Source organism: Nostoc sp. UHCC 0252 (genome assembly GCF_034931145.1).
Taxonomy (GTDB): domain Bacteria; phylum Cyanobacteriota; class Cyanobacteriia; order Cyanobacteriales; family Nostocaceae; genus Nostoc.
In genome coordinates this window covers 20,370-30,542 of sequence record NZ_JAYGHE010000083.1, presented here as the reverse complement: position 1 = coordinate 30,542, position 10,173 = coordinate 20,370, and the positions used below count along the sequence as shown (strand labels likewise).

Genomic DNA, 10,173 nt, shown 5'->3' with positions numbered 1-10,173 from the left:
GAAGTTCCTAAGTAGAATGGCGTAAATAATTAAAGATTTGTAGTGAACCTGAACAGCGTCTTATAGAGAGGAATTACACAAAACTTTAGCTAAAACCCTGATTTTTAGGTAGGTCAATATCCTTCCTATAGGGGTTCCGCTTTCCGTCTACATGAACCTATAGGGGTTCCGCTTTCCGTCTACATGAACTGCCCTAGAGCGCGTGGCTTTACGTAAGTCCTAAAAAATAAGCGAGTTACGCAAAGGGAAACATACCCCGGATTTCTCACCACACCTCGAATGGAGGAGTAATGAGTAGTGAGTAAGGAGTAATGAGTAAAATTCTTAACTTGTTACTTCTTACTCATTACTTGTTACTTATACGCAAAGCAGCTTGTGAGAAATGCGGGATACCTCTGGTAAGAAGCTTAAAATTATTTGCTAACGTTCAACTTTGCTGTTACATCGTTAATGTTTTTGGGAAAGCTAGTCTTAATTAGCAAATTATTATATTTCTAGATTTTTTTTATGACAATTCCTCTCTTTTCCAGAGAGGGCGGTTTTCCTCCTATTTCCTGCCCTTTATCTCCTGCCTTCATTAATAAAACTAATCACCCAATTTGCTTGAATGGGGTCGATTTGCAACCTGCTGCTTATGAGGTGTTTTATGTCCGCAGTTAACCTCAGAAAGATGCTCAATAAAAAAGAGTTGCCATCTCTGCTTCATAACTTAGTCTACCAGTTCAATATTGCGATTGATGTTGAACTGGTAGACGGCACGAAACTAATTAGTATCGGGGAGCAAACTACCGCAAACCGATATCCAATCGAGGTATCAGGAGAAATCATCGGTTGGGTTGTTGGGGGAGAACAGACAACTCTACTTGCAACATTGCTCTCGTTTCTGGCCAAGCAGGAAGCTGAAAAGAAAGTACTCGCTAAAGAATTGCTGGAGCGATATCAGGAAATTGATTTGTTTGAGGATATCTCGACTCAACTCACAACAAGTTTGGATACTCGACAGATTGCCCAACTCGTGCTACAGGAATTGAGTCAATTAATTGAATCGTCTGCGGGGATAATTTTACTCCTGAGTCCAGATGCAACTGCCTTTGAAATCATTGCCGAATTTGGAGTGTTTTTTGACAATAGTCACCCGGAACCGGGTAAGGGAGTTATCGGCAACATTGTGCAATCCAACCGGGCAGAACTCGTCAATGATGTGCAAGCCGATCCTCGATTAGAGGGGCAAAAAAACGTTAACGCCATGATTTGTGTACCGTTAAGAGCCAAAGAGCGGGTACTGGGAGCGATCGCAATTGGGACATCCAAAACTGACTCATACAAAGCCGAACACCTGAAACTTGTAAGTATCTTTGCCTCTCAAAGTGCGATCGCTATCGACAAAGCTTTACTTTACGAGCAAAGCACTCAAGCAGCAATTCAAGCACAAGCCCAAACACACAAGCTTCAGAAAGCTCTCCATGAATTGCAATTAGCCCAAACTCAGTTAATCCAAAGCGAAAAAATGTCCAGTCTCGGACAACTCATTGCCGGAGTTGCCCACGAAATCAACAACCCAGTTAACTTTATTTGCGGCAATTTAAGGTATGTTGCCGCATACGCCCAAGACTTATTACACCTATTGGAAAAATATCAGAAATTCCTACCTGTTGTTCCTCAAGAGTTGGAATCAGAATTAGACGATATAGACCTGGAATTTATCATGCAGGATCTCCCCAAACTGTTAAATTCCATGAAACTGGGAACCGATCGCATCGTCGAAATTGTCCAATCCCTGAAGAACTTTTCCCGCCATGATGAAGCCGAAATGAAAGCCGTCAACATTCACGATGGAATCGACGGAACGCTAATGATTCTTCACCATCGCTTGAAAGCAGATATTCGCCGTCCGGCAATTGAAATCATTAAAGACTATGCAAATCTTCCCCCAATTGAATGTTATCCCGGACAGTTGAATCAGGTCTTTATGAACATCTTGGCAAATGCTATCGATGCACTCGAAGAGTCATTAGTCATTAGTCATTCGTCATCGGCATCAAACGAATCACAAATAACAAATGACAAAGGACAAATGATACTTCCGACCATCACTATTCGTACCAAAGTCATCGATCAGCAGTGGGTTGTAATTCGCATTGCCGACAACGGCCCAGGCATGAAAGAGGAGGTTATCCAGCGCATTTACGATCCCTTCTTCACTACGAAAGATATTGGTAAGGGAACCGGGTTAGGCATGGCAATCAGCTATCAAATTGTTGTAGACAAACATCGAGGAATCCTCAAATGTCGTTCTCAACCAGGTGAAGGCACAGAATTCTGGATTCAGATTCCGTTAAATTGTGCAGTGGTGGAGGCTACTGAAGAACAGAATGACACATCTGCTTCGCCAATTTCCCCAACGGAATTATCTCATCTACCCGATGCCGACGGCTTCATTCCATCAACACTTCCAATGCTGAAACCGACGGATTTGCTGACCCGCCATACTCATTTAATCCGTCGGCTTTCACAGCACAGCCCAGATGTGGAAACTGCATCAGCTGATGAAATTTACCAGATGTTCCAACGCCAACCCATTTCGTTAAAGCTTTACGCCACTTTGTTGTCTTGGTTCTGTTGTTCTAACCCGATTTAAATACGTCACTAGAGAAACCTCAACCATGTTTAAACAACTTGATGAATACAACGGTCAGCTATTTGAACAATGTCCTGTTGGGCTAGCACTATGCCGAATAGATGGGACGCTAATTCATCTTAATCCTGCCTATGCTGCAATTTTAGGGCGCACTGTTCCAGAAACCCTAAATCTCAGCTATTGGCAAATTACTCCTGAAAACTATGCCCTCACTGACCAAGGTATCCTAAAAAAACTAGAACAAACTGGTCGCTACGGCCCTTATGAAAAGGAGTTAATCCACAAAAACGGGCATCTGGTTCCGGTTAGAATTTCTGGACAGATGATTGAGAAAGATGGAGAGCAACTGATCTGGTCTAGTGTGGAGGACATTAGCGACCTTCGACGCATTCAGCAGGAACGCCAACATACTGAACAAATTCTGAAACGGAGTGAAGCCCGATACCGATCTTTGGTAACTGCTAATACACAAATTGTCTGGGTAAGTACACCAGAGGGAATTTGCTTTGAACTGGCAAGCTGGATAGCCTATACAGGTCAAAGTCTAGCTGAAGCGGAAAATGGGGGTTGGATTGATGCCGTTCATCCTGACGATCGCGCCTACACCGGAGAAATCTGGAGTGCTGCCGTGGCAAACCTGAGTATGTATCAAATTGAATACCGAATTTGTGGCAAGGATGGCAACTATCGCTACTTTTGGGTCTGGGGTGCGCCCGTTATAGAAGAAGATGGCAGCGTCCGGGAGTGGATTGGCACCTGCACCGATATTCACGAGCGCAAGCTGGCAGAAGCCGAAAAGCAGTATCTCGAACAACGGTATCGCTCTTTAGTAACTGCCAGTTCACAAATGGTCTGGACGGCATCGCCGGAAGGAATGGTCAATTCTGAAATAGTCGGTTGGGAAGCATATACAGGTCAGAGTGCAGCCGAAATGATGAACTGGGGCTGGTTGGATGTCATGCATCCCGATGACCGTGACCAGAGTGCTGAAATTTGGAGTGCTGCTGTGGCAAACCGGACTATTTATCAACTGGAATATCGGATTCGTGCCAAAGACGGCACTTATCGCTACTTTTTTTGCAATGCAGCTCCTGTTTTGGAAGCAGATGGCAGCATCCGCGAGTGGATTGGCACCTGCACTGATATTCACGATCGCAAGCTAGCAGAAAAAACTTTGCAACAAAGCGAAGAACGGTTTCGCTCTTTGGTGACTGCCAGCTCGCAAATTGTCTGGGTCACTACCCCTGAAGGACTGGCGGTGAGCAATGGAATGTCTACTTGGTTAGCTTACACAGGTCAGAGTACAGATGAAATCCAGGATTTGGGCTGGCTTGATTCGATTTACCCTGATGACCGTACCTACACAGCCCTTGCCTGGAGTAATGCTGTGGCGAATCGGACTCTCTTTCAAACTGAATATCGGTTACGTGGCAAAGACGGCAACTACCGCCACTTTTCTATCTGTGGTACCCCCATTTTAGAAGCAGACGGTAGTGTTCGAGAGTGGATTGGTACCTGCACCGATATTCACGAGCGCAAGCTGGCAGAAGCCGAAAATCAGCGTCTTCAAGAACGATATCGCTCCTTAGTAACTGCTACTTCACAGATTGTCTGGGGAGCTACCCCAGAAGGGCTAGGAATCAGCAGGGAAATGCTCACCTGGATGGACTATACGGGGCAGAGCGAAGCTGAAGTTGAAGGTTGGGGCTGGCTCGATCCGATTCACCCGGATGACCGTGCCGACTCCACAGAAGTTTGGAATGCTGCTGTGGCAAACCGAGGTATCTACCAAACCGAATATCGGCTGCGTGGCAAGGATGGCACATACCGCTACTTCTCTGTCTGTGGTGCCCCCGTACTGGAAGAAGACGGCAGTATTCGGGAATGGATTGGCGCTTGCACCGATATTCACGATCGCAAGCTAGCAGAATCTGAAAATCAACGTTTATTGGATATGTTGAATCATTCCAGCGATGCGATCATCGTCCGCGATATGAGCGACAAAATCTCTCACTGGAATCAGGGTGCTGAAAGGCTCTACGGTTGGATGCGTGAGGAAGTGAAAGACCAATACATTCACGCATTTCTGAAATCAATCTTTCCAAAACCTTTAGAAGAAATTCTATCAGAGTTTCTCCGGCAGGGCACTTGGGAAGGAGAAGTGCAACACATCACGCGCGATGGTAAGCCGATCACCGTTCAAAGCCGTTGGACTTTGCAACGAGATTTATCCGGTCAGCCCTGCGCGGTGCTGGAAATCAATACCGACATCACTGCCCGCAAACAAGCGGAAATATCTCTGCGGCAACTTAATCAAGAACTGGAAGCTAGGGTTGTCGAGCGGACGGCTGCTTTGCAAAATACCTTAGCAGAAGCGCAGGGATTAAATGCCATTTTAGATAACTTAGCTGATGGTCTGTTAGTGGCAGACACTACAGGACAAATCACCCACTTCAATCCTGCCTTTCTAGCTATGTATGAATTGACAGCTACCGCCCTCAACGTTCACTACCGAGAATTACCGATATCTGGTTTAACAGAACTGGTTGCCCGAACTCAGTCCCATCCTGGAGAGGTGTTCTCTGCCGAAGTCGCACTGACAAAGGAACGCATTGGTCAGGCAGTGGCAACCGCCATTTTCAAAAAGACGACAGATTCAGAACCCGCCGCCTGCTTCGGTTCGGCACTGCTGATTCGGGATGTGACAGCAGAAAAGGAAATCGACCAGATGAAAACCGACTTCATCTCAACAGTTTCCCATGAACTGCGGACACCACTGACTTCTGTCCTCGGTTTTGCGTCCATCATTCAAGAAAAGCTGGAAACCGACGTGTTTCCAATGCTTTCTACCGAAGACCGCAAGCTTCAAAAAACTATTAAGCGGGTGGCTGACAATCTCAACATTATTGTATCGGAAGCAGAACGGCTCACCTCTTTAATTAACGATGTCTTGGACATCGCCAAGATGGAAGCAGGTAAGGTCGAATGGCAGATGCAGCCAATTGATGCCAGCGAATTGCTCGATTGGGCAACCAATTCTACCGCCGGGTTATTTGAAACTAATGGCTTGCAGTTGGTGTGCGAGATTGAACCTGGACTGCCTCAGATAGTAGGCGATCGCAACCGTTTGCTGCAAGTTTTAATCAATCTAATTTCTAATGCCGTTAAATTTACCGAGTCTGGTTGTGTCACCTGCCGCGTCAAACAAGGACACGACGGTGTTTGCATTAGCGTCATCGACACAGGCATCGGGATTGCACCTGAAGATCAGCCGAAAGTTTTCGAGAAATTCCGCCAAGTTGGGGACACTCTCACCGACAAACCCAAAGGTACAGGGTTAGGACTGCCCATCTGTAAACAAATCATCGATCATCATGGCGGTAGAATTTGGGTTGAAAGTGAGCCAGGTAACGGCAGCGTATTCTCGTTCATCATTCCCACATACGCCAGCGATCTAAAAACCACTGCTAACCTGAATCTGGATACGCTAGTCAAACAACTCAAAGAACACGTTATCACCACAAACCCTGTGCTGAACCAAAACCGTAAAACCATTTTGGTTGTGGATGATGACGCTAACATTCGGGAACTGCTTCGTCAACAATTGGAAAACGAAGGTTACAACGTTCGGGAAGGAAAGGACGGCGTAGATGCAATTCATCAAATTAAAATAGCCCGTCCTGATTTGATTCTCTTGGATGTGATGATGCCCCAAATTAACGGCTTTGATGTGGCAGCCGTCCTCAAAAATGATCCCCAGACCGCAGACATTCCGATCATTATTTTGTCAATTATTGAAAACAAAGAACGAGGCTACCATATTGGTATCGATCGCTATCTCACCAAGCCCATTAATACAGAGAAACTTCTCAACGAAGTAGGCTCACTACTTTACCAGGGCACTTCTAGTAAAAAAGTGTTAGTTGTAGATAAAAATGCATCAGCCTTAAAAACCCTATCGGATGTACTGCAAACTCAGGGATACAGCGTTATTGAAGCCTCCAATCCGCAAGAATGCATCAATAAAGCCCTGTCAGCCAAACCTGACATGATCATCATCGATTCTATCTTTTCTCAAGAAGCCGATTTGGTGAAAACCCTACGCTTTGAGAAGGAATTAGAAAATGTATTCTTTATTATGCTGTCCGATCAGTAATCGCTTCTAATGGGAATGGGGAGTTCAGAGGAAAGATGATTACTTTGAGCTTTGAACTCGGAACTTCAACCTCTGAACACAAAGCGTAACGTGCCAAGCTTAGAACTTACTATTCCCAATTCCCCATTCCCAATTCCCAATTCCCAATCCCTAAATCTTATGACCCAAAAAATTTTAATTGTTGACGATGAACCCAATATCTTGATTTTGATGGAACAAGCCTTAGAAGCATTAGAAGATGAGGGTGTTGAACTTCTAACTGCTAGAAATGGAGAAGAAGCTCTCGAAACTATTAAAACTGAAAAACCAAATCTAGTTTTTCTTGATGTGATGATGCCTAAAATGAACGGGCTGCAAGTCTGTCATATTGTGAAACACGACTTGAAAATGACTGATGTATACATTGTGATACTGACAGCTAAGGGACAAGAATTTGATAAACAAAAAGGAATTGAAGTTGGTGCAGATTTATATCTAACTAAACCATTTCGCCCCAAAGAAGTACTTGAGAAATCAATGCAGGTTTTGGGATTTTGAGTAAAATTATGAATAATCTTAAAGCTTACGCATTAACAAGAAAGACCAAGTACAAGTAGGGTGGCGTAAATAATTCAAGGTTTGTAGTGAGGGCTTCAGCCCTCATTTGTTCGCGTAACCTCTCGAAGACAAGAGAGGACTAAAGTCCTCACTACAAACTAATCTCAATATTTTTTATATTACTTAATTGTACTTTGATTTATTCTCACCTACTTGTACCAATTCAAATAATGTTTGCGACACATCACTTATTCGTAATAACTAATTTCTAACTCAACCACTGCCTTATGGGTGAGTTATATTATGTATGTCCGGCAAATTACTTGTGATATGTCATTGCGAGTGCAACGAAGTGGAAGGAAGCAATCGCAAGGCTTTTGGGATTGCTATCTCTACGAGACGCTCCGCGAACACTTCGTACCCTGCGGGAACGCCAAGGGCGGTACGCAATGACAATTATTTAACCGGACATGATATTAGAAGCACTTTCAATTGCCGATTATACGTAATAGCCCTTATACAAATTTGCAATAAAAAGCTTTCAGGGGTTACATCTGGATCAGATTTTTCGTGAAATGGTATTACGTGTAAATATTGGCTGCGTATGCTGCGATTTAAAGTAAAAAATAGTTGAGTAATTATAAATAAAAATACTGTGGTAGCTCGAAGTTTTTCCAATTAAATATTATCTAATATTCAATATTTACCTGTGTAAACTTATACAAGCTTTATCACCTATTGCATAACATAGATTTACACGCAATCGATGCAAGAATATGAAAAAATTTCTGGGTGTTTTAATGGTTTCTAGTCTACTAGGACTAGGAGCATTCTCTACCGTTAACAAAGCTCAAGCCGCATCCCTGACAATCGATTCTACAGATACCTTTTTGAGAACCTACGCTGACACAACTTATTACCAAGGTGTGAATACTGTTGCTGGTAACACTAAAGCCATATCCCTAGCAAATTTGGGTTTGAAAGGTGGCGACTCCATCAGCCTGAATATTTCCGGTAAATTTAACACGAGTGTTTGGAATCCAGGTCAAAGGAGCGACATGATAGGGGTATTCAGTACTTCAGATCAGCTTCTTGATACATCTTCTGAACAACGTGTGATTAATGCTGTAGCCCTCAATCAGCAAGATGCCAATCAATATGACTACACTCAGAATACGTGGACTTCTAGGACTTTGTTTGATTCTACCGCCTCCCCAAGCTCTATCTTTGACCCTGGCAAAAATGCTTATATGTGCAGTAATGCAACCCTGAGTGACTCTAACAGAATCTGCGGTCAACAAACATTATTTGATGGGGTTTTTGGTATCTTCGGTGAGATAACACTTACAATTCCCACCACGGCGACTTTTTTGTTCCTAGCTGTGAACGATGTTTTTTATAGTGACAACGCTGGAAGTATATTGATAGACATTGACAAAAGAGGAACTGTAGATAATCTGCTTTCAGTCCCAGAACCTAATGCTGTTCTTGGTGTGCTGGCAACGATCGCACTAGCATTGAAAATGAAACGCAAGCAACAAATTGCTAAATAACCCTCTTCTGTCACTCCTAAATCCTTGCTTTTTACCTGCTTTCGCGCTACTGAGAACAAATGGCTCAACGGTTAACAGTACTCATATCAGGGTAGCGCTCACCTGCTGCGATACCTTTTGGTGCAACTGCTTCCAGTCGATTCAACTCCTGTTCAGTCAAGGTAATTTCGGTAGCTGCAACATTCTCTTCTAAGTAAGTACGGCGTTTTGTACCAGGAATTGGCACGATATCTTCTCCTTGAGCCAATAGCCATGCTAATGCAAGTTGACTAGCAGTTACCCCTTTTTCAGTGGCAATTGCCTTTACTTGCTCAACTAATTTCAAGTTCTTATCAAAATTCTCACCTTGAAAGCGAGGAGCATTTCTGCGATAGTCATCAGGTGCAAGATCGTCAAGTTTAGCGATCGCACCTGATAAAAATCCTCTTCCTAATGGACTATAGGCAACAAACCCAATTCCTAATTCCCGCACCGTAGGTAAAATTTCATCCTCTGGTTCTCGACTCCAAAGAGAGTATTCTGTTTGGAGTGCCGCAATGGGATGAACTGCCACAGCCCGCCGAATCGTCGCCGGAGCAGCCTCTGAAAGCCCTAAATAACGTACTTTTCCAAGCTTTACTAACTCCGCCATTGCTCCGACAGTATCCTCAATGGGTACGGTTGTATCTACCCGATGTTGATAATAGAGGTCAATCACTTCCACTCCCAGACGTTTGAGTGAGGCATCACAAGCTTGATGGACATATTCGGGTTTGCCACTAATCCCTTGCCAACCACCATCTTCTGTGCGGACATTCCCAAATTTGGTTGCTAATACCACTTGATCTCGACGATCTTTAATTGCTTTACCTACTAGTTGCTCATTAGTAAAAGGCCCATACATATCAGCAGTATCAAGAAAATTAACTCCAAGATCCAATGCTCGATGAATTGTAGCGATCGCCTCATTATCATCACGACCACTATAAAACTCAGACATTCCCATGCAACCAAGTCCAATAGTTGAAACTTCTAACCCAAGTTTCCCTAGTTTTCTAGTTCTCATCAAATAATCTCCTAGTCAGTAAATTGGTCAGAGAAAATCAACTCTTTCTGCATTATCCCTTTCCCTATCATCAAGTCATCTATACTTAGAAGGATTTACTCTTAAAAGTAATTAAAAAATATATTTATCTTCGGACTTACGCAAAGCTTTAACCAAAACCCTAATTTTCAGGTATGGGTAATTCATGAATTGCCCCCTACTGCGTGTAATTTTTCGTAAGTTCCATATCAAATAAATATTTATT

At 43.5% G+C, this 10,173-nt stretch carries 5 protein-coding genes; 4 read left to right on the top strand and 1 reads right to left on the bottom strand.

What is annotated here, in order from left to right:
* Nucleotides 1-646: 646 nt before the first annotated feature.
* The 4 genes from VB732_RS30315 (at nucleotide 647) to VB732_RS30300 (ending at nucleotide 8,884) form a co-directional block, all read left to right on the top strand.
* Nucleotides 647-2,638 (top strand): ATP-binding protein, encoded by a 1,992-nt coding sequence (locus VB732_RS30315; RefSeq protein ID WP_323234565.1) that lies wholly within the window; start codon nucleotides 647-649, stop codon nucleotides 2,636-2,638.
* A gap of 25 nt (nucleotides 2,639-2,663) precedes the next feature.
* Entirely contained in the window at nucleotides 2,664-6,794 is a 4,131-nt protein-coding gene (locus tag VB732_RS30310; RefSeq protein ID WP_323234564.1) for a PAS domain S-box protein, read from the top strand.
* A gap of 159 nt (nucleotides 6,795-6,953) precedes the next feature.
* Nucleotides 6,954-7,331: a response regulator gene (locus VB732_RS30305; protein WP_323234563.1), complete on the top strand. Its 378-nt coding sequence runs from the start codon at nucleotides 6,954-6,956 to the stop codon at nucleotides 7,329-7,331.
* A 776-nt stretch (nucleotides 7,332-8,107) separates the two neighbouring features.
* The gene (locus tag VB732_RS30300) at nucleotides 8,108-8,884 is read left to right on the top strand and encodes a PEP-CTERM sorting domain-containing protein (RefSeq protein WP_323234562.1); all 777 of its coding nucleotides are present in this window, start codon (nucleotides 8,108-8,110) and stop codon (nucleotides 8,882-8,884) included.
* A 64-nt stretch (nucleotides 8,885-8,948) separates the two neighbouring features.
* On the opposite strand, the gene VB732_RS30295 is transcribed toward VB732_RS30300, so the two are convergent.
* Nucleotides 8,949-9,929, bottom strand: a complete 981-nt coding sequence (locus tag VB732_RS30295; protein ID WP_323234561.1) for an aldo/keto reductase — start codon at nucleotides 9,927-9,929, stop codon at nucleotides 8,949-8,951.
* Nucleotides 9,930-10,173 lie beyond the last annotated feature (244 nt).